The following is a 19,443-nucleotide window of genomic DNA, read 5'->3' on the forward strand; positions in this document are numbered from 1 at the left end:
TCCTTCCTGCTAACTCTTCCGTTCATGACCCATTCGTTGCGCGTTATTTTTGCCGGCACGCCTGAGTTCGCCGCCGAGGCGCTGGCGGCAATTCACGCTGCCGGTTTCCCGCTGCCGCTTATCCTCACCCAACCCGACCGGCCAGCCGGCCGCGGCATGAAACTGCAGGCGAGTCCGGTTAAACGGTTCGCGCAGGAACACGGCTTGGCCGTCGCGCAGCCGCCGTCGCTGCGCCGCAACGGCAAATACCCGGTTGAAGCTGCTGCCGCGATCGAACAGTTGCGCGCGACACCCCACGACGTCGTGGTGGTCGCCGCGTACGGGTTGCTGCTGCCGCAGGAAGTGCTCGATATTCCCCCCCATGGCTGCATCAATATCCACGCATCATTGCTGCCGCGTTGGCGCGGCGCCGCGCCGATCCACCGAGCGATCGAAGCTGGCGACACGGAAACCGGCATCACGCTGATGCAAATGGATGTCGGCCTCGACACCGGCGCGATGATCTCCGAAGCACGTGCGCCGATCCATCAGGACGACACCACCGCCACGCTGCACGACCGCCTCGCGCAGGCGGGCGCGAAGCTGATCGTCGATGCACTGATCGAACTGGAGCGCACGGGCAAGCTTGCCGCGACGCCTCAACCGGCTGAAGGCGCCACTTACGCCGAAAAAATCGGCAAGCACGAAGCCGCGCTCGACTGGCGGCGTCCAGCGATCGAACTGGCTCGCCAGATCCGCGCGTTCGACCCGTTCCCCGGTGGCGTAGCGACACTCGACGACGGCACCGCGCTCAAGATCTGGGGCGCCGAAGTGGTTGATACGCCGCGTGAGGCCGCGCCTGGCACGATCCTCAATGTGTCTCCGGAGGGAGTCGTGGTCGCAAGTGGCGAAGGCGCGCTGCGCCTCGTGCAATTGCAGAAGCCCGGTGGCAAGCGTCTCCCTGCGCGCGAATTTCTGGCTGGCGCGCCCCTTTCCGCTGGTCAGCGGTTCAAACTGCCCGAAGCATCGTAAAACGGGGGGCGCGACTGCGCCACAGACCGTTCGGCCAACTGCCGCTGCAGCCGCGCGGCGCGTTAGAATCGTCTGTGAATTGACTGTGCGCCTGAGGATTTCAAATGTTCGGCATCACCCATTTCGCCTTCTTCGTCGTTGCGGTTTTTCTGCTGAACGTGACGCCGGGACCCGATACGGCCTATATCGTCGGGCGTAGTGTCGCGCAGGGGCGTCGTGCAGGGCTGATGTCGGCGCTCGGCATTTCCGCGGGCTGCTGCGTGCATTCTCTTGCTTGCGCGTTCGGCCTGACAGCGTTGCTCGCGGCATCGGCCGCGGCGTTCACGGTGATCAAGTTTGTGGGCGCGATCTACCTGATTTACCTCGGCGTGCGCCTGATCTTCGCGAAACCGGCGGCCGAACCGGTCGCTGCGTCAGGTACGCCGTCGCGCGCCGCTGGTGCGCCGAAATCCTTGCGTCAGCTGTTCGTGCAAGGTTTCTGGACCAATGTGCTGAATCCAAAGGTCGTGCTGTTCTTCGTGTCGTTTTTCCCGCAGTTCGTCACCACAGGCAGCGAGCACAACGCGCTTGCGTTCCTGACGCTCGGCGCGGTGTTCGTCGTGCTGAGCACGGTGTGGAACAGCTTTGTCGCGTGGATCGCGGGCAGCGTCACGCAGCGCTTCTCCGGCAAGCCGGCTATCAAGAAGTGGGTCGATCGCGGTGTCGGTAGCGCTTTTGTCGGTCTGGGCGTCAAACTTGCCGCCGCGTCACGGTGATTGAATTTTCCACGTTCGCCCCTATCTAACAAATTTCTTACAATAGACTGTCGCCAATGGGTGACGTCAAGAGCGAACTCACATTAGGGGCAAGGAGTAAACGGACATGTTCAACTGGGTGAAAACCGCGATGCTAATGGCCGCGATTACGGCCCTTTTCGTCGTGATTGGCGGCATGATCGGCGGATCGCGGGGCATGATGCTCGCGTTCCTCGTGGCGCTCGGGATGAATTTTTTCTCCTACTGGTTCTCGGACAAGATGGTTCTGCGCATGTACAACGCGCAGGAAGTCGATGAGACGAGCGCGCCGCAGTTCTATCGGATGGTGCGTGAGCTTGCCACACGCGCCGAATTGCCAATGCCGAAGGTCTACCTGATCAACGAAGACGCGCCGAATGCATTTGCCACCGGTCGCAATCCGGAGCACGCGGCCGTGGCGGCTACTACCGGCATTCTTCGCGTGCTCTCCGAGCGGGAAATGCGTGGCGTGATGGCGCACGAACTCGCACATGTGAAGCATCGCGACATCCTCATCTCCACGGTCTCGGCGACGATGGCGGGTGCGATCTCCGCGCTGGCCAATTTCGCGATGTTCTTCGGCGGTCGCGATGAAAACGGCCGGCCGGCCAATCCGATCGCAAGCATCGCGGTTGCGATTCTGGCGCCGATCGCCGGTGCGCTGATCCAGATGGCGATTTCCCGCGCCCGCGAGTTTGAGGCGGATCGGGGTGGCGCGAAGATTTCGGGCGACCCGCAGGCGCTTGCGTCGGCACTCGACAAGATTCACCGTTACGCAGCCGGTATCCCGTTTGCCACGGCCGAAGCGCATCCCGCGACAGCGCAGATGATGATCATGAATCCGCTTTCGGGCGGCGGGATCGCGAACCTGTTCTCGACCCACCCGGCGACCGAGGAGCGCATCGCACGTCTGATGGAGATGGCGCGCACCGGACGTTTCGACTAACGCTGGGTGCCCGGGGTGCCGTCGCCGGCACCTCCTCCTGTCTGCCCAAGGGCGAGCCGTGAGGTTCGCCCTTTTTCATTCGTACGAGGGGGTACCGACCTGGACTCGACGCGAAGCGCGGGGCCGTCCGGCGGCCCAAGCTACAATGTCTCGTTTGTGCCACGCGACCTGCGAGGCCTGCCTTTGTCTTGCACATGACTTCAAAGCCTTCTGAGCGCCCTGTTTCGAGACCGCCGCGTGCACGCGAGCCCCGTTTGTCGGCGCTGCATCTCGCGCCGGAGTCGCTGGGCTTTGCGCTCGACTGCGCCGCGCAGGCTGTCGGCGCGGTGCGCCTCGGCGCTGCATTGCCCGCTGCGCTGCAGAGCGTGTTCGTGTCCGCGCCCGAGGGCGCCGCTGCAGCGGCGCGCGGCGCGGTGCAGGACATTGCGTACCGGACCATGCGGCGTCTCGCTACCGCTGAAGCGCTCGTCGTGCAACTGGTGCGCAAGGCACCGCCGCCGCACGTCGGCCATGTGCTCGCGTGCGCGCTTGCCTTGCTCGTCGATGAAGATGAATCGGCGGCTTATACGCCGTTCACGGTCGTCGACCAGGCGGTCAATGCGATCGGCGCACGACGCGAGTTCGCCTTTGCAAAGGGCCTTGTCAACGCCGTGCTGCGACGTTTTCTGCGCGAACGCGAGGGCTTGCTGGCCACTGTGCACACGGATGATGTCGCCCACTGGAATTATCCGCAGTGGTGGATCGATTCAGTTCAGCGCGCGTGGCCGGAGAACTGGCAGGCCATCCTTGCTTCAGGCAACGAGCAAGGGCCGCTTACGCTGCGCGTCAACGCGCGTCGCTCGACCGTCGCGGATTATCTGAGCGTGCTGCAGGACCATCACATCGCCGCGACCCAGGCCGGTGAGCACGCAGTGCGGCTCGATGTGCCGATGTCGGTCGATCGTATCCCGGGCTTTAGCGAGGGCGTCGTGTCGGTGCAGGATGCCGGCGCACAAATCGCCGCCCAATGCATCGGCGTGCGCGACGGTATGCGCGTGCTGGATGCCTGCGCCGCTCCCGGCGGCAAGACAGGCCATCTGCTGGAGCTGGCCGGCATCGAGCTCATTGCGCTCGAAAGCGATGCGTCGCGTGCACGGCGTATTGGCGAGAATCTGCAGCGGTTGGGTCTTGACGCCGATGTGCGCATCGGCGATGCCGGCAACCCTGAAAAGTGGTACGACGGCCAGCCGTTCGACCGTATTCTGGCGGACGTACCGTGCTCCGCATCGGGCATCGTCCGTCGCCACCCGGATATCCGCTGGCTGCGTCGTGCGGCCGACATCCCCGCGCTCGTCGCGGAGCAGCGGCGCATTCTCGAAGCGCTCTGGCCCCTCGTAAAATCAGGCGGCGAGTTGCTCTACGTTACGTGCTCGATCTTTCCGGAAGAAGGTGAGTTGCAGGCGACGTGGTTTGGAAGCACGCACCAAGATGCGGTACGATTGGACGCGCCGGGGCAGCTGTTGCCCACGGCCGCCCGCGCGCCAGCTGGAGCATCGGCCGAACTGCGTGCCGGGCAGGACACCGCCTCGAATTCAGACCACGACGGATTTTTCTACGCGCGCTTTCAGAAACGGTGACCATCAAACGCTTCTTTCCGCTTCGGCTTGCGGCCGTGCTCTGGATTGCGCTGGCCGTTTGCCTGAGCGCAGCCGGGACCGCGCGGGCCGACTCGATCGCTGTGCAGCGCGCGTCGCTGGAATCGGATAACAACGGCTGGAGCCTCGACGCCCGCTTCGACTTCGAGCTGAACAGTAGCCTCGAAGATGCCGTCAATAAGGGCATTCCGCTTTATTTCACCACCGATTTCGAACTCAGTCGTCCGCGGTGGTACTGGTTCGACGAGCAACCCGTGAGCGTCTCCCAAAGCATCCGTCTGTCGTTCCAGCCGCTGACGCGCGAATACCGCGTGTCGAGCGGCGGCCTGCAACTTGGCTTCAGCACGTTGAAAGACGCGCTGTCGGTGATCAAGCACGTCACGTCGTGGCATGTCATCGATCGCAGCCAGGTGCGCGGCGGTGAAACGTATAACGCTTCCGTGCGCATGCAACTCGATGTCGCGCTGATGCCCAAGCCGTTCCAGATCGACGCGGTCAATAACCGCGACTGGAATCTCTCTTCCGACTGGAAGCGCTTTACCTTCACGGTGACCGAACGTGCTAAATAGAGTGCGCCAGGCTCCGAGCGTGACCGGCATCATCGTGCGCGTGATGGTGTCGACGGTGGCCGTCACCGCCGTTCTGCTGCTCGTGCTGCTCGCCGCCGCGAGCGCGAACACCGAGTTCTTCGATCGCTACTATCAGTGGCTTTACGCAGCCAACGTTGCGGTCGCGCTGATCTTCATGCTGATCGTGGCGGTGCTCGTCGTGGTGATCATCTCGCGATTGCGCAAGGGCAAGTTCGGCACACGGCTACTCGCGAAGCTCGCATTTTTCTTCGCGCTCGTCGGCGTCGTGCCGGGCGGGATCATTTACATCGTGTCGTATCAGTTCGTGTCGCGCAGTATCGAATCGTGGTTCGACGTGAACGTCGAAACCGCGCTCACCTCAGGGCTGAATCTCGGGCGCGGCATGCTGGACGCGTCCCTCTCGGATCTGCAGACCAAGGGCCGTCTGATGGCCGAGCAGCTCGCGAGCGCTGATTCATCCGGCACGACGCTTACGCTGCTGCGTCTGCGCGACCAGTTCGGCGTGCAGGACGCGACCATCGTCGAACCTGTGCGCAGCATGTCCGGCGCGACGCCTGAGATGCACGTCGTCGCGCAGGCCGCGAGCAACTATGCGTCGCTCGTACCAACCGACCTGCCCACTCCTTTGATGATCGAACAGGCCCGCGGGCGTGGCTTCGCTGCAATCGAGGGTGAAGTGGATGGCGATCCGCAAGCGCGCGGGGCGAAAGGCGCATTGCGATTGCGCATCGTGCAGCGCATCCCGGATTCGAACGCGTCGCTGCTGCAGCCGGCTGAACGTTTCCTGCAACTTTCGCAACCTGTTTCGCCAACGCTTGCGCGTAACGCGGACGCGGTGCAACGCGCCTATCGCGAATATCAGGAGAAGGCGCTCGGCCGCACGGGGCTGCGCAAGATGTATATCGGCACGCTAACGCTCGCGCTGTTTCTCGCGACGTTCATCGCGATGATGCTTGCACTCGCACTCGGCAATCAGCTTGCGCGACCGCTCTTTCTGCTCGCGCAGGGCACCAAGGAAGTGACGGAAGGTGATTACACGCCGAAGCGCGAAATCAAGTCGCGCGACGAACTCGGCTTCCTCACGCAGTCGTTTAATGCGATGACGCGCCAGCTCTCCGAGGCGCGCGCGGCGGTCGAGAATAATCGCATCGCACTTGAACACTCGAAGGCGTATCTGGAAAGCATTCTTGCGAACTTGACCGCGGGCGTGTTCGTGTTCGACCGGCAGTTCCGGCTGACCACTGCGAATCGCGGCGCGGAGCGCATCTTCCGCCAGCCGTTCCAGGCGATGCTCGGCTCGTCGCTGGATAACATTGGCGTGCTCGCCGAGTTCGGCGTGATGGTGCGCAAGGCCTTCGCCGACCGCGAAGCGGCGAGCGGCGAAGGCCACGACGACCGTGGTCACTGGCAGCAGCAGGTCTCGGTACAGGTAGCCGGCGAACCCGAGCCGCTGACGCTGCTCGTGCGCGGCGCACGGCTCGTCGCAGCGACCGACAGCGATGCGGAGGATGTTCAGACGTCGGGTCACGTCGTCGTGTTCGACGATATCTCCGACGTGATCTCGGCACAGCGCTCGATCGCCTGGGGTGAGGTTGCACGCCGTCTTGCGCACGAGATCAAGAATCCGCTTACGCCGATCCAGCTGTCGGCAGAGCGTTTGCAGATGAAACTCTCCGACAAGCTCGCACCGTCGGACGCGGATGTGTTGAAGCGAGGCGCGACCACGATCGTCAATCAGGTCGCAGCGATGAAGCAGATGGTTGACAGTTTCCGCGACTATGCGCGCACGCCGCCGGCGGTGCTCGCGAATCTGCAGCTCAACGACCTGGTGAGCGAGGTGCTCACGCTCTACGGTATCGAGGAAGGCAAGAGCACGATTGCAGTGGAACTGGCGCCGAACCTGCCGGTAATTCGAGGTGATGCGACGCAATTGCGCCAGGTGATCCACAACCTGCTGCAGAATGCGCAGGATGCCGTCTCGGAAGTCGAACATCAGCGCGTGGTGCTCGAGACGAGGACAGTAGAATATGGCGATCCTGACGCGGAAGGCAAAGCGCGCGTTGCAGTGCGCCTGACGATATCGGACAACGGACCGGGCTTCCCCGCACGTATCCTGACGCGTGCATTCGAACCTTACGTGACGACCAAGGCCAAAGGAACAGGCCTCGGTCTTGCCATGGTCAAGAAGATCGTCGACGAACATGGCGCGCGCATCGACATTCGCAACCGCATGAAGGCGGGCGAGGTGATCGAAGGTGCGCAGATTTCGATCCTCTTCCTCCAACTGGCAGACGATGAGGCGGCACCCGGAACGGAGCCGCGGGCAACACGCGGTGGTGCATCGCACGGAACAAAAGCAACAGTGCAGACAAGGGCAGCTTAAATGGCAACCATCCTGGTAGTAGATGATGAAATGGGCATCCGGGAATTGCTCTCGGAGATCCTGAGCGACGAAGGACACGTCGTAGAGGCCGCGGAAAACGCGCAGGAAGCGCGCGACTTCCGTTTGCGTCAGGCCCCTGATCTGGTGCTGCTCGACATCTGGATGCCGGACACCGATGGCGTCACCTTGTTGAAAGAGTGGGCCGCGCAAGGGCAACTGACGATGCCGGTCATCATGATGTCCGGTCACGCGACGATCGATACGGCCGTCGAAGCGACGAAGATCGGTGCGCTCAACTTCCTCGAGAAGCCGATTGCGTTGCAGAAACTGCTGAAGGCGGTCGAGCAGGGGCTCGCACGCGGCAATGCGGCGCCGTCAGTGGGCGGTGTCGCGGCAAAGCCAGTCTTGCCAGTGGGCGCGTCGGCGGTAGCCTCCGCTGCCGCGTTGCCGATGATGCCGGCCGAAGGCATGCTGGGTGGCGCGCTGTCTGCGCAAACCGCATCGATCTCGTTCGATATCCCGTTGCGCGACGCGCGCGATGCGTTCGAACGCGCCTACTTCGAATATCACCTCGCACGCGAAAACGGCAGCATGACGCGCGTCGCCGAAAAGACCGGGCTTGAGCGCACGCACCTGTATCGCAAGCTGAAGCAGCTCGGTGTCGATCTCGGCAAGAACAAGGGTGAATGAACGGCGACATGCAGGTGGCGCGAAAGCGGCGCGCAATGAGTCCCCCAGCCGGTTGTCGATAAATTTTCACGAGGGGGCTTGAGGCGGTCAGTTCACTTTGATATACTTTCGCTTCTTCGTTGGCCCGGTAGCTCAGTTGGTAGAGCAGCGGATTGAAAATCCGCGTGTCGATGGTTCGATTCCGTCCCAGGCCACCAGAATTTAGCCCCAGGAAATCGCAAGATTCCTGGGGCTTTCTGTTTTTGTGGTGCTTTGCAGTACGGGATTCACCGTGGTCCGGGCGGTCGGCGGCATGCTGCGCCGCATGATAAAATTGCATTAGTTCAAGGACTTGCCACGTTCTAACGACAAGTCCTTTTGCGTTTTCGGTGTCGGAGCCACGCATCGCGCGACACGCTCTACCTGACGATCAGCGGTATAAGTGCCCGGCGACTCTGCATGCGGATGGCGCGGCCTATACTGCCTGAGCTGGCTCGATGCGGGCTCAGTGCCGCCCCACGTCCTGTCGCTGTATGGCTCACACCTGCGGCCCGACGCGGGCACTCATCATTCACGGAGTTTCACGGTGACCCGGACAGACGCTAAACGTAGCGCGCTCGTGCTGTTCTCCGGTGGTCAGGACTCGGCCACCTGCCTCGCGTGGGCGCTCGAACGATATGAAACGGTCGAGACACTCGGTTTCGACTACGGTCAGCGACATCGAGTCGAACTCGAATGCCGCGAGGGCTTTCGCAGCGCGATCGCGCGGACATTTGCGGTTTGGGGGGAGCGCCTCGGCGACGATCACATGATCGATTTGTCGGTGCTTGGCTCGATTAGCGATACGGCGATGACGCGCGAAATCCAGATCGAAGCCGCCGCAAGCGGTTTGCCGAACACGTTCGTGCCAGGCCGCAACCTGATGTTCATGACGATCGCCGCCGCGATTGCCTATCGGCGCGGGCTTCAGGTGCTGGTTGGCGGCATGTGCGAGACGGACTTTTCGGGCTATCCCGATTGCCGCGACGATACGATGAAAGCGCTGCAGGTCGCGCTGAATCTCGGCATGGACAGCCGCTTCCTGCTCGAGACACCGCTGATGTGGCTCGACAAGGCCGACACGTGGCGTCTCGCGCAGCAACTGGGTGGCGACGAGCTGGTCGAGCTGATTCGTGTCGAAACACATACGTGCTATGTCGGCGAGCGAGCCGAATTGCACGCGTGGGGTTTCGGCTGCGGCGAATGTCCGGCGTGCAAGCTGCGCAAGCGTGGCTACGAAGCGTATCTCGCCGGTGAGAATGTGACGGAACCCGTATAAAGGCAACAGACGAAGGCGGCGCACAAACGAACCCGCTTCGTGATACACCTATCCAGGAAACCTCAGGCAGAAAGCAGCATGACGTACGCGGTCAAGGAAATCTTCTACACATTGCAGGGCGAGGGCGCGAACGCCGGGCGTCCGGCCGTGTTTTGCCGCTTTGCCGGCTGCAACCTGTGGTCGGGTCGGGAGGAAGATCGCGCTGAGGCCGTCTGTCGCTTCTGCGATACCGACTTCGTCGGCACCGATGGCGAGAACGGCGGCAAGTACCGTACCGCCGAAGAACTCGTAGCGAAGATCGCGTCACTATGGCCGGAAGGCGAAGGCAAGCGTTTTGTCGTGTGCACCGGGGGCGAACCGATGCTGCAGATCGATCCGCCGTTCGTCGACGCGTTGCACGCGGCTGGCTTTGAAATCGCCATCGAAACCAACGGCTCGCTGCCCGTGCTGGAAACCATCGACTGGATCTGCGTGAGCCCGAAGGCCGACGCGCCGCTCGTCGTGACGAAAGGCAACGAGCTGAAAGTCGTGATTCCGCAGGACAACCAGCGCCTGTCCGACTACGCGAAGCTCGACTTCGAATATTTCCTCGTGCAACCGATGGATGGCCCATCGCGCGACATCAACACGAAGCTCGCGATCGACTGGTGCAAACGCCATCCGCAATGGCGTCTGTCGATGCAGACCCACAAGTACCTGAACATTCCCTGATCCACCGTGCTGACGATTACCCGAAAACTCGAATTCGACGCGGGCCACCGCATCCCCGATCACCGCAGCCAGTGCCGTAATCTGCACGGGCATCGCTACGTGCTCGAAATCACGCTGCAGGGTGACCTCGTCGAAACGGAAGGTGCGCCCGATCGCGGCATGGTGATGGATTTTGCCGACGTGAAGTCGCTCGCCAACGAGCATCTCGTCGACCTGTGGGATCACGCATTTCTTGTCTACGAAGGCGATGCGCCGGTGCGCGGCTTCCTGGAGTCGATGCCGGGTCACAAGACGGTTGTGCTCGACCGCATCCCGACCGTCGAAAATCTGGCTGCCGTCGCGTTCGACATTCTCGCGAACGTCTACGATGCCCACTACGGGGTGAACCTGCGTCTTCACCGCGTGCGCCTGTACGAAACGCCGAACTGCTGGGCCGACGTCGTTCGCGACTGAACGAACGCGTTATTGTCACGGTATGATCGTTGCGACAACCAAACGGAGCGAGACATGCCGTTCACCGTACTGCGAAGCGGGCGCCGTGCCCGCGGCACCGCCCATGCGTCCCTCCGCACTTCAGGCGGCGCGCCGCGCCATCAGAGGGCGCGGCGATGAGCACCTTCACCAATCCCCTCAAGCAACGACTGAAGGATCCTGATCCGCTGTTCGGGCTGTGGCTGTCGCTTGGCAGCGATACGGCTGCCGAGGCGCTCGCGCACGCTGGTTTCGACTGGCTGCTGATCGACATGGAGCACTCGCCGAACGACAGCGTCGACGTCACCGGCCAGCTGCGCGCGATCGCCGCGGCGCATCTGCCGACTGAGCCGGTCGTGAGGCTGCCCGCCAGCGAGTCCTGGCTCGTCAAGCGCGTGCTGGACGCGGGCGCGCGCACGTTGATGTTCCCCAATATCGAGTCCGCTGACGAAGCGGCGCGCGCGGTCCGTCTGACGCAGTATCCGACCGCTGCGGGCGATGGCATGCGCAGTGTCGCTGGCGCGGTCCGCGCGGCGGCATATGGGATGCGCCGCGACTATGTGCAAAACGCCAATGCGCAGATTGCGACGATCGTACAGATCGAGTCGGCGCGTGCACTGGAGAACGTCGAGCAGATCGCCGCGACACCGGGTATCGACTGCCTGTTTATCGGTCCGGCCGATCTGGCTGCCAGCCTTGGGCACCTGGGCGATCCGAAGCACCCGGACGTGGTGGCCGCGATTGCACGCATCGCGGACGTGGCGCGTCGCGCACATGTTGCTGCCGGCATATTCGCGATGGATGTCGCCAGTGCACGGCAACATCGCACGGAAGGTTTCAGTTTCATCGCGCTCGCGGCCGACGTCATGTGGATGCTGCGCGCAACCCGGCAGGCGCTGCAGGAGGTACGGTCATGACACGCATTTCGCTTTTACTTACGCGCGCCGCAGCATGCGTAGCCGTGGCGGCGAGCGTCGCAGCACCCGCACTCGTGCACGCCCAGACCCTGCGGTCGCCGAATGCCGTAGACGCTGAAACGCAGACTGCCGTCGCCGACTACAACGCCGGCAACCTGGGCGCCGCGCTGTCGGAGTTCCGTAAGGCCGCCGAGCGCGGCAGCCGGCTCGCCGAGTTCAATTACGCGATGATGCTGCTGAACGGAGAAGGCACCACTGCCAACGTCGACGAAGGCAAGAAATGGCTGCGCAAGGCCGCCGACGCGGACATGTCGCACGCGCAGTACGTGTACGGCAGGATGTATGACGATGGTGAGTTCGTCGGCCGCGATCCGGCGGAGGCGCACATGTGGTTCCTGAAGGCCGCGAAGCAGGGCCATGTGCAGGCCGAACTGGCGCTTGCGAACCAGTTCCTCGACGGTCGCGGCACATCGCGCGACAACCAGCAGGCGTTCTATTGGTACAAGAAAGCGGCTGAAGGCGGCGACATGACGGCGCAGTATGTGACGGGCTCGTTCTACGAGAGCGGAGGCGACGGGGTCGCGCGCAATCTCAATGTTGCGCGGGCTTACTATGCCGCCGCTGCGGCGCAGGGCGATCCGGCGGCGCGTCTCAAGTACCAGCAGCTCACCTCGAAATTGCAGCAGGAACACGAGGCGAAGCCGCAGTAACCAGCGCCACGTGCGCGGTTCCGGCGATCAGGCCGGAACCGCTCCGCTGTGCGATGCGGCCTCAGCTTTGCATGAGCCGCTTCTGTCGCGCGACGCTCATGATGAGGCCGATCGCGACACCCAGTGTGATGAGGGCCGTGCCGCCGTAGCTCATGAAGGGCAGCGGGACGCCGACCACTGGCAGGATCCCGCTCACCATTCCGATGTTCACGAACGCGTAGGTGAAAAACGCCATCGTGAGCGAGCCTGCCAGCAATCGGCCGAACAGCGTTGCGCCATTCGCTGCGATGTAGAGGCCGCGCGCGATCAGCAACATGTACAGCGTCAGCAGCACAATCCCCCCCGCCAGACCGAACTCCTCCGAGAACACCGCAAAAATGAAGTCGGTGTGTTTTTCGGGGATGAACTCGAGGTGAGCTTGCGTGCCCTTCATCCAGCCCTTGCCGATCGGTCCACCCGAGCCGATTGCAATCACCGCCTGAATCGTGTGGAAGCCCTTGCCTAGCGGATCCGAGGTCGGATCGAGGAGCGTACAGATGCGGTGCTTCTGGTAATCATGCATCAGCGGCCAGTTGACTTCCGGCTGGCAGATCTTGTCCTGGAACGCGGCGATCGAGGTCACCGCGATCACCCCCGCAATCAGTACCGGCACGATCAGCTTGAAACTCAGTCCGGCGAAGTAGATCACGAAAAAGCCGGCCGCGAACACCAGCACCGCGGTACCGAGGTCCGGCTGCTTCGCGATCAGTCCGACTGGCACTGCGAGAATCAGAAGGCCGACTATGTAGTCGTACCAGCGCATCACGCCCTCGCGTCGCTGGTAATACCAAGCGAGCATCAGCGGTGTGGCGATCTTCATAATCTCGGACGGCTGGATGACGACGCCTACATTGATCCAGCGTTTTGCACCTTTGCGCGTGAGGCCGAACAGCGCCACTGCGATCAGCAGCGCAATGCCGAACGTGTACAGCGGCACGGCGAAGCGCATCAGTGTTGTCGGTGGCACGTTGGCGAGCGCCCACATCAGCGCGAAGGTCAGCATGATGTTGCGCAGCTGATCCTCGACCTTCCCGGGCATATCGAGTGTCGCACTGTACAGTGTCACGATACCGACGCACAGGAGCAGAAAAACGATCAGCGCCAGCGGCCGGTCGAAGCCCAAAAACAGACTCTTGATGCGGTCGAGCCAGGCGCGCTTGTCGAATTGCATGCCTTTCTCCTTACTCGTCGATGCCGCCGGAAACCGGCAGTTTTGGCGACGTCGGCGCAATGCCGTTGTCGCGTGACGGCGCGGCGGCCGTCGGCGATTCGTCGCTGGCCGGACGGGGCGCGCGCGGCGGCTTGTGGGGTGCTTTGGTTGCGACCGGTGCCGATGCAGTGGCCGCCACAGCGGGCGCGCCCTTTGCGGCACGGCCGGTTGCCGGAGTAGCCGAAGCGCCCACAGCACGGGCCACAGGGCCGCCTGCGCCCGGTGCCGACGCAGCGGCGGCGCCGGACGCGGCTGTTGCATCCGTTGAAGAAGCAGCGGCATCAGGCTTTGGCTTCACCGACGCGCCCGGTGGGGGCGGCAACGCCTTGAAACCCGCTGCCACGGTGACCGGCATGATGGAATCCTGCGCTGCCGGTGTCGCGCCGATCACGGGTGCCGAGGCGTCTTCCGTCGCCGAGGCGGCTGCCTCCACTGCCGCCGCTTCGGCGCCCGGCTTCTGCCGCTCGAGCAGATAGTAGTCGAGCACACGTCGTGCGATCGGCCCCGCTGCCTGTGCGCCCCAGCCGCCGTTTTCGACGATCAGCGCGACCGCGATCTTCGGATTCTCGGCAGGCGCAAACGCGATGAAAAGCGCGTGGTCGCGCAGATGTTCAGCTAGCGCGTGGCCATGGTACTTCGCACCCTGCAGCGAAAAGACCTGCGCCGTCCCAGTCTTGCCTGCCACCGTGTACGCCGCATTGCGGAATACCTGGTACGCCGTGCCGGACGGGTTCGACGTGACGTTTTCCATCCCGCGCTTGATGACGTCGATGTCCTGCTGCGCCACGTTGATCCGGCCGTTGTCCTTCGGCACGGTCAGGCGGGTGTCGTGGTTGATCGGATTCTCGACTTCCTTCACGAGGTGGGGCTTCATCACGACCCCGTTGTTGGCGAGCGTGGCCGTTGCGTGCGCAAGCTGCAGGATCGTGTACGAGTTGTAGCCCTGGCCGATCCCGAGACTGATCGTCTCACCCTCGTACCAACGCTGCTGCTCCGGCTTGCGGTACGCTTTCTTCTTCCAGTCGGTCGACGGCAGGATGCCGCGTGCTTCGCCGGCAATGTCGATGCCGGTGATCTGGCCGAAGCCCCACGGCTTCATGAAGTTCGCGATTGCGTTGACGCCGAGATCGTGCGCGAGCATGTAGAAATATGTGTCGTTCGACACCATGATGGCGCGGTTCATGTCGATCCAGCCCTGACCCTGCGGCACGTCGTTGCGGAATGTGTGGCCGCCGAACGTATAGGAGCCCGGATCCTGAAAACCCCAGCCAGCTGTGCGCTTGTGCAGCGACAGCGCGGCGAGCGCCATGAACGGCTTGTAGGTGGAGCCCGGCGGATACGTACCGTGCAGCGGACGGTTCAGCAGTGGGTGGTCCGGCGAATTGTTGAGATCGTCCCAGGTCTGCTGGTCGATGCCGTCGACAAACGAATTCGGGTCGAAGCTCGGCGCCGAGACGAACGCGAGCACGTCGCCCGTCGCGGGCTCGATTGCGACCAGCGCGCCGCGCCGGCCAGCAAATGCCTGCTCGGCGACCTGCTGCAGCCCGATGTCGAGCGATAGCACCAGATTGTTGCCCGGCGTCGCCTGGGTGCGCGACAGTGTGCGCACCGGGCGTCCACCGGCGGTCACCTCGACTTCTTCGAAGCCGGTCAGCCCATGCAGTTCGGTCTCGTAGCTCTGCTCGACGCCGATCTTGCCGATGTAGTCGGTGCCCTTGTAGTTGTTCGCGTCCAGACGCGGATCGTAGTGATCCGAATCGCTGTCGTTCTGGTCGCTCGCATCGTCGATGCGCTCCTGGTCGCGCTGCGAAATGCGCCCGATGTAACCAATCACATGCGCCGCCGTCGGACCGAGGGGGTATTGACGGAACAGGCGCGCGCGCACTTCGACGCCCGGGAAGCGGAAGCGCTGTGCAGTGAAACGCGCGACTTCGTCGTCGCTGAGGCGCGTGCGGATCGGCAGGCTCTCGAAGTTCTTGGAGTCTTCCTGCAGCTTCTTGAAACGGCGACGGTCGCGCGCGTCGATCGAGATGACGGTTGCCAGGTTGTCGATCACGTTATCGAGCGAGTCATTCAGCTTCGACGGGGTGATTTCGAGCGTGTATGCCGAGTAGTTCTTCGCGAGCACCACGCCGTTACGGTCGGTGATGATGCCGCGGTTCGGTACGATCGGTGCCACTGAAATGCGGTTTTCGTCGGCCTGCAGCGAGTATTTGCTGTAGTGCCAGACCTGCAGGAACAGGAAACGAAAACCGATCAACCCAAAGCAGACGAACACGAACAGGCCCGCCGCGGCGACCCGCAAGCGGAACTTCGTAAGCTGCTGCTGTGTGTCCTTGAATTCGGTCATGCTTCTATACAAATGGCCGCGCGGCGGCCGTCAGGTGATGCGTGCCCGCGAACGGTTGCGGGCGGAAAGCGTAAGCGTTGCACTCGAGCCGGCGGGATGAGAGTGTGTTCAATCGAGGTCCGACGCGTGGTTCGGCCTAGATGGGCCGGGTATCGTCCGGATCGGCCGGACGGCGCTGAGGCATAAGCAACAATACGCTCGCGACGGGCCACAGGGCCGCTTCGACGAAACCGTCGATCAGATAACCCCATCCTGGGAACGCGGCGCCCGTCAGCAGACGGGTGACGAACGGCACGAGCTGCGCGCCGACCAGCAGCGGCATCACGGCGAAAGCCTGCACACCGAGCGACATCCACAGCACGCGACGGTGGATCGTGATCGCGCCGTACGACAGCAGCGTGTAGGCCAGCGCGTGCTCGCCGAGCAGGCTCGCGTTGTGCACGTCCATCAGCAGGCCGAGTAAAAACGCGATGCCCATGCCGACCTTGCGCGGCTGGTGCACATTCCAGAACAGCAATACCAGCGCGACGAAATCCGGCACGCCGATGAGCCGGCCCCACGGCATCATGTTCAGCAGGAACGCAGCCGCAAGGCTAAACGCGATGAAGTACGGGTTGACCGGCTGCAGGATGTATTGCGGGCGGTTCATGGCTTCGCCCCCTGGGCGCTCTTCGCCTTCGCGCCAGTTGACGCCGGCGTGGCCGGCTGAGCCTTCGCGCTTTTCTCTGTGGCTTTCGCAGCGTTCTTTTCAGCAGGTTTTTCCGCCGGTTTTGCGCCGCCCTTGTCGGTGCCTTTGTCGGGAGCCTTCTCGCCACCCTTCTCTACCGCCGGTTTGGCGCTCTTCTTCGCCTTCGCGTCTTTCGCTGTGGCGACAGGATCGGGCTCGGCGGGCCGCGGCGGCACGTCGCTCATATAGTGCAGCACCAGCAGATGGCGCGCACCGCGCACCTGGGCGACCGGCACGCAGATAACCCGTGCAAACGCGGTATCCGCCTGCTTGTCGACCCGCACGACCTTCGCCACCGGCAGGCCCGGCGGATAGACGCCATCGAGACCGCTCGTCACGAGTTCGTCGCCAGCCAGCACGTCGGCGCTGATCGGCACGAAGCGCAGGTCGAGCGAGTCGCCCTTCGGCGTGCCGTAGATCACGCTGCGCAAGCCGGTTCGCACGATCTGTACGGGCACCGCCTGATCCTTGTCGGTCAGCAAGGTGACTTCCGATTGAAGCGGGAAAACACGCGTGACCTGACCGATCACGCCGTCTTCGTTGACGACCGGCGAGCCGTTCATGATGCCGTGCTGCGAACCGCGACCTATGACAACTTTCTGCGTGAACGGATCGCGGGTGTCGTACTGGATTTCGGCGGGGATCGATTGCGTCGTGGCGCGCTGCGACAGTTCAAGCAGCGCACGGAGATGCCCGTTTTCAGCGCCCAAGGCCGCGACCTGGTTGGCTTGCAGCGAAAGCTGGAGATTGCGCGCACGCAGCTTGTCATTCTCGCTACGCAGCGTCGTGCTGGTAACGGCGAGATCTGCGGCGCCAATGACTAGATCGCGCGGCACGAGCGCGGCGCGCTGCAACGGATAAAGGCCCGCGCCGAGGACGCCGCGAACGATCTCGAGCGTTCGGAAGCGTGCGTCGGAGATCAGCAGGGCAAGCGCCAGCACGACGAAGAAGATCAGTCGCGCGAGTGCCGAGGGGCCTTGCCTGAACAGGGGCGGCGGACTGTATTCCATGGTCGGCGCCGGGGGTGTGAGCGTGGTGGGTGAGGCTGCGGCGCGTCAGACGAGCGCCTGGCGGGCGGCGGCTGGGTAGGCCAGCCGGTTGATCCGCGCCGCTTTAATCAAGATGAACTCGCAAGGTGGACTCGCTCACTCGTACGAGAAGATGCTGCCGAGCTTGTCCATGCGTTCGAGCGCCATGCCCGAACCGCGCACGACGCAGGTCAGCGGGTCTTCAGCGACGAGCACCGGCAGGCCGGTTTCTTCTGCGAGCAGGCGGTCGAGATCGCGCAGAAGCGCACCGCCGCCCGTCAGCATCATGCCGCGTTCGGCGATGTCGGCGCCCAGTTCCGGCGGCGTCTGTTCAAGCGCGATTTTCACCGACGACACGATCTGGTTCAGCGGATCAGTGAGGGCTTCGAGGATTTCGTTGCTGGAGATCGTGAAGCTGCGCGGAATGCCTTCCGACAGATTGCGGCCCTTCACTTCCATTTCCTTGACTTCCGAGCCCGGGAACGCCGAGCCGATTTCCTTCTTGATAGCTTCGGCGGTCTGTTCGCCGATCAGCATGCCGTAGTTGCGGCGGATATAGTTGACGATGGCTTCGTCGAACTTGTCGCCGCCGACGCGCACCGAGCCCTTGTACACGATGCCGCCCAGCGAGATCACGCCGACTTCCGTCGTGCCGCCGCCGATGTCGACGACCATCGAGCCTGTCGCTTCCGACACCGGCAGGCCGGCGCCGATTGCGGCCGCCATCGGCTCTTCGATGAGATAGACCTGCGAGGCGCCTGCGCCATGAGCGGCTTCCTTGATTGCGCGGCGTTCCACCTGGGTCGAACCACACGGCACGCAAATGATGATGCGGGGCGACGGCGAGAACATGCGGGATTCGTGAGCGGTCTTGATGAACTGCTTGATCATCTGTTCGGTGACAGTGAAGTCGGCGATCACGCCGTCTTTCATCGGGCGGATCGCCTCGATGTTGCCCGGCACCTTGCCCAGCATCTGCTTGGCTTCCTTACCGACTGCCTGAATGGTCTTCTTGCCGTTTGGACCCCCTTCCTGACGGATGGAAACGACCGAAGGTTCGTCGAGGACGATGCCTTTGCCGCGCATGTAGATGAGCGTGTTGGCGGTGCCGAGGTCAATGGCCAGATCGTTGGAAAAGTAGCTACGCAAAAAACCGAACATTCAAAAATCCTGTCTCGCTGGGGGCCGCGCCTCGCGCGGTACGCGCAGATGGGCAGCGGAAAAATAACAGCTTCAGGTCGTGCGGGAACGCGCCACAAAGGCTCACCACAAGGGCTGAAGCTGCGAGGGAATCTACCGGAGGCCGGGCAAGGCCGCTCAGTTCACTCTGGAAAATGTCCAGAAAGGCCTTGTCAAGTCGGTCCGGGTTTGGGTCGAACGCGTAATGATACCTTATAATTTTGCTGGATTTGAAGGAAACAGATGGCACTTTTTGCCACTGCCACCCCCTTTTCGAAGGTTCGCTCCACTGTTGTAACCTGCTGTCGCAGCACTGTTTTTTCGCGCTGCCGCGGCCCAGGTCTTTTTTCCGGTGACTGCATGGCCCTGACCCTGACCGATGTGAAACGCATCGCACATCTCGCCCGGCTCGAATTGCCCGACGCCGACGCGGAGCACACGCTTGCTCAGCTCAACGATTTCTTCGGCCTCGTCGAGCAGATGCAGGCGGTCGATACCACCGGCATTGCGCCGCTCGCGCATCCCATCGAGCAGATTGAAGACGTCGCGCTGCGCCTGCGCGACGACGCGGTGACCGAAACGGTGCGCCGGGAGGAATTCCAGCGCCCGGCGCCGGCTGTGCAGGAAGGTCTGTATCTGGTGCCGAAGGTCATTGAGTAAGCCGCTGCGGCGAACGCCGCGCGCGTGCTTTTCACCCGTACCGCCAGTACATGTGGCGCGGCCGCCGGCGGGCAGCCGACCGCCTCCACGACAGCGCCAGAGCGCGCTGTCGCGCTC

At 63.1% G+C, this 19,443-nt stretch carries 18 protein-coding genes and 1 tRNA gene; 14 read left to right on the forward strand and 5 right to left on the reverse strand.

Translation table 11 applies throughout. From position 1 onward, the window contains the following. Positions 1-24: 24 nt before the first annotated feature. From fmt to B0G77_RS07115, 13 genes are all read left to right on the forward strand, one after another. Positions 25-1,011 (forward strand): methionyl-tRNA formyltransferase, encoded by a 987-nt coding sequence (gene fmt / locus B0G77_RS07055; protein WP_133661467.1) that lies wholly within the window; start codon positions 25-27, stop codon positions 1,009-1,011. A 104-nt stretch (positions 1,012-1,115) separates the two neighbouring features. Next, positions 1,116-1,766 (forward strand): LysE family translocator, encoded by a 651-nt coding sequence (locus B0G77_RS07060; protein WP_133661468.1) that lies wholly within the window; start codon positions 1,116-1,118, stop codon positions 1,764-1,766. Between the two features lie 106 nt (positions 1,767-1,872). Continuing rightward, the gene (gene htpX / locus B0G77_RS07065) at positions 1,873-2,730 is read left to right on the forward strand and encodes a zinc metalloprotease HtpX (RefSeq protein WP_133661469.1); all 858 of its coding nucleotides are present in this window, start codon (positions 1,873-1,875) and stop codon (positions 2,728-2,730) included. A 194-nt stretch (positions 2,731-2,924) separates the two neighbouring features. Continuing rightward, positions 2,925-4,346, forward strand: a complete 1,422-nt coding sequence (gene rsmB / locus B0G77_RS07070) for a 16S rRNA (cytosine(967)-C(5))-methyltransferase RsmB (RefSeq protein WP_133661470.1) — start codon at positions 2,925-2,927, stop codon at positions 4,344-4,346. Next, positions 4,343-4,933 (forward strand): DUF4390 domain-containing protein, encoded by a 591-nt coding sequence (locus tag B0G77_RS07075; RefSeq protein WP_133661471.1) that lies wholly within the window; start codon positions 4,343-4,345, stop codon positions 4,931-4,933. The genes rsmB and B0G77_RS07075 overlap by 4 nt, the downstream gene beginning before the upstream one ends. After that, positions 4,923-7,337 (forward strand): PAS domain-containing sensor histidine kinase, encoded by a 2,415-nt coding sequence (locus tag B0G77_RS07080; RefSeq protein WP_133661472.1) that lies wholly within the window; start codon positions 4,923-4,925, stop codon positions 7,335-7,337. Before B0G77_RS07075 ends, B0G77_RS07080 begins: the two co-directional genes overlap by 11 nt. Then, a complete protein-coding gene (gene esaR, locus B0G77_RS07085; protein ID WP_133661473.1) occupies positions 7,338-8,027 on the forward strand; it encodes a response regulator transcription factor EsaR in 690 nt (229 codons plus the stop codon). It begins immediately after the preceding gene. Positions 8,028-8,148: 121 nt separating this feature from the next. Next, positions 8,149-8,224 (forward strand) — tRNA-Phe (locus B0G77_RS07090). Positions 8,225-8,592: 368 nt separating this feature from the next. Beyond that, on the forward strand, positions 8,593-9,324 hold the full coding sequence (gene queC, locus B0G77_RS07095; protein ID WP_133661474.1) for a 7-cyano-7-deazaguanine synthase QueC: 732 nt from the start codon (positions 8,593-8,595) through the stop codon (positions 9,322-9,324). Positions 9,325-9,402: 78 nt separating this feature from the next. After that, positions 9,403-10,035 carry a 7-carboxy-7-deazaguanine synthase gene (queE, locus tag B0G77_RS07100; protein ID WP_133661475.1) on the forward strand — a complete coding sequence of 211 codons (633 nt, stop codon included), beginning with the start codon at positions 9,403-9,405 and terminating at the stop codon, positions 10,033-10,035. Positions 10,036-10,044: 9 nt separating this feature from the next. After that, positions 10,045-10,488 (forward strand): 6-carboxytetrahydropterin synthase QueD, encoded by a 444-nt coding sequence (gene queD / locus B0G77_RS07105; protein WP_133664064.1) that lies wholly within the window; start codon positions 10,045-10,047, stop codon positions 10,486-10,488. Positions 10,489-10,643: 155 nt separating this feature from the next. Then, a complete protein-coding gene (locus tag B0G77_RS07110) occupies positions 10,644-11,423 on the forward strand; it encodes an aldolase/citrate lyase family protein (RefSeq protein ID WP_133661476.1) in 780 nt (259 codons plus the stop codon). Continuing rightward, complete coding sequence (locus tag B0G77_RS07115; RefSeq protein ID WP_133661477.1) at positions 11,420-12,133, forward strand: tetratricopeptide repeat protein; 714 nt, start codon at positions 11,420-11,422, stop codon at positions 12,131-12,133. Before B0G77_RS07110 ends, B0G77_RS07115 begins: the two co-directional genes overlap by 4 nt. Positions 12,134-12,194: 61 nt before the next feature. Here B0G77_RS07115 and rodA read toward each other — a convergent pair whose 3' ends face one another. The 5 genes from rodA to B0G77_RS07140 form a co-directional block, all read right to left on the reverse strand. Further along, positions 12,195-13,343 carry a rod shape-determining protein RodA gene (gene rodA / locus B0G77_RS07120; RefSeq protein ID WP_133661478.1) on the reverse strand — a complete coding sequence of 383 codons (1,149 nt, stop codon included), beginning with the start codon at positions 13,341-13,343 and terminating at the stop codon, positions 12,195-12,197. 10 nt (positions 13,344-13,353) lie between these two features. Beyond that, positions 13,354-15,732: a penicillin-binding protein 2 gene (gene mrdA, locus B0G77_RS07125; RefSeq protein WP_133661479.1), complete on the reverse strand. Its 2,379-nt coding sequence runs from the start codon at positions 15,730-15,732 to the stop codon at positions 13,354-13,356. Positions 15,733-15,868: 136 nt separating this feature from the next. Next, positions 15,869-16,381, reverse strand: a complete 513-nt coding sequence (mreD, locus tag B0G77_RS07130; RefSeq protein ID WP_133661480.1) for a rod shape-determining protein MreD — start codon at positions 16,379-16,381, stop codon at positions 15,869-15,871. After that, on the reverse strand, positions 16,378-17,469 hold the full coding sequence (mreC, locus tag B0G77_RS07135; RefSeq protein WP_133661481.1) for a rod shape-determining protein MreC: 1,092 nt from the start codon (positions 17,467-17,469) through the stop codon (positions 16,378-16,380). Before mreC ends, mreD begins: the two co-directional genes overlap by 4 nt. Positions 17,470-17,604: 135 nt before the next feature. Beyond that, the gene (locus B0G77_RS07140; RefSeq protein WP_004189550.1) at positions 17,605-18,648 is read right to left on the reverse strand and encodes a rod shape-determining protein; all 1,044 of its coding nucleotides are present in this window, start codon (positions 18,646-18,648) and stop codon (positions 17,605-17,607) included. Positions 18,649-19,026: 378 nt separating this feature from the next. Here B0G77_RS07140 and gatC point away from each other — a divergent pair, with 378 nt between their 5' ends. Beyond that, on the forward strand, positions 19,027-19,326 hold the full coding sequence (gene gatC / locus B0G77_RS07145) for an Asp-tRNA(Asn)/Glu-tRNA(Gln) amidotransferase subunit GatC (protein WP_133661482.1): 300 nt from the start codon (positions 19,027-19,029) through the stop codon (positions 19,324-19,326). Positions 19,327-19,443: the final 117 nt, after the last annotated feature.

Source organism: Paraburkholderia sp. BL10I2N1 (assembly GCF_004361815.1).
GTDB lineage: Bacteria > Pseudomonadota > Gammaproteobacteria > Burkholderiales > Burkholderiaceae > Paraburkholderia.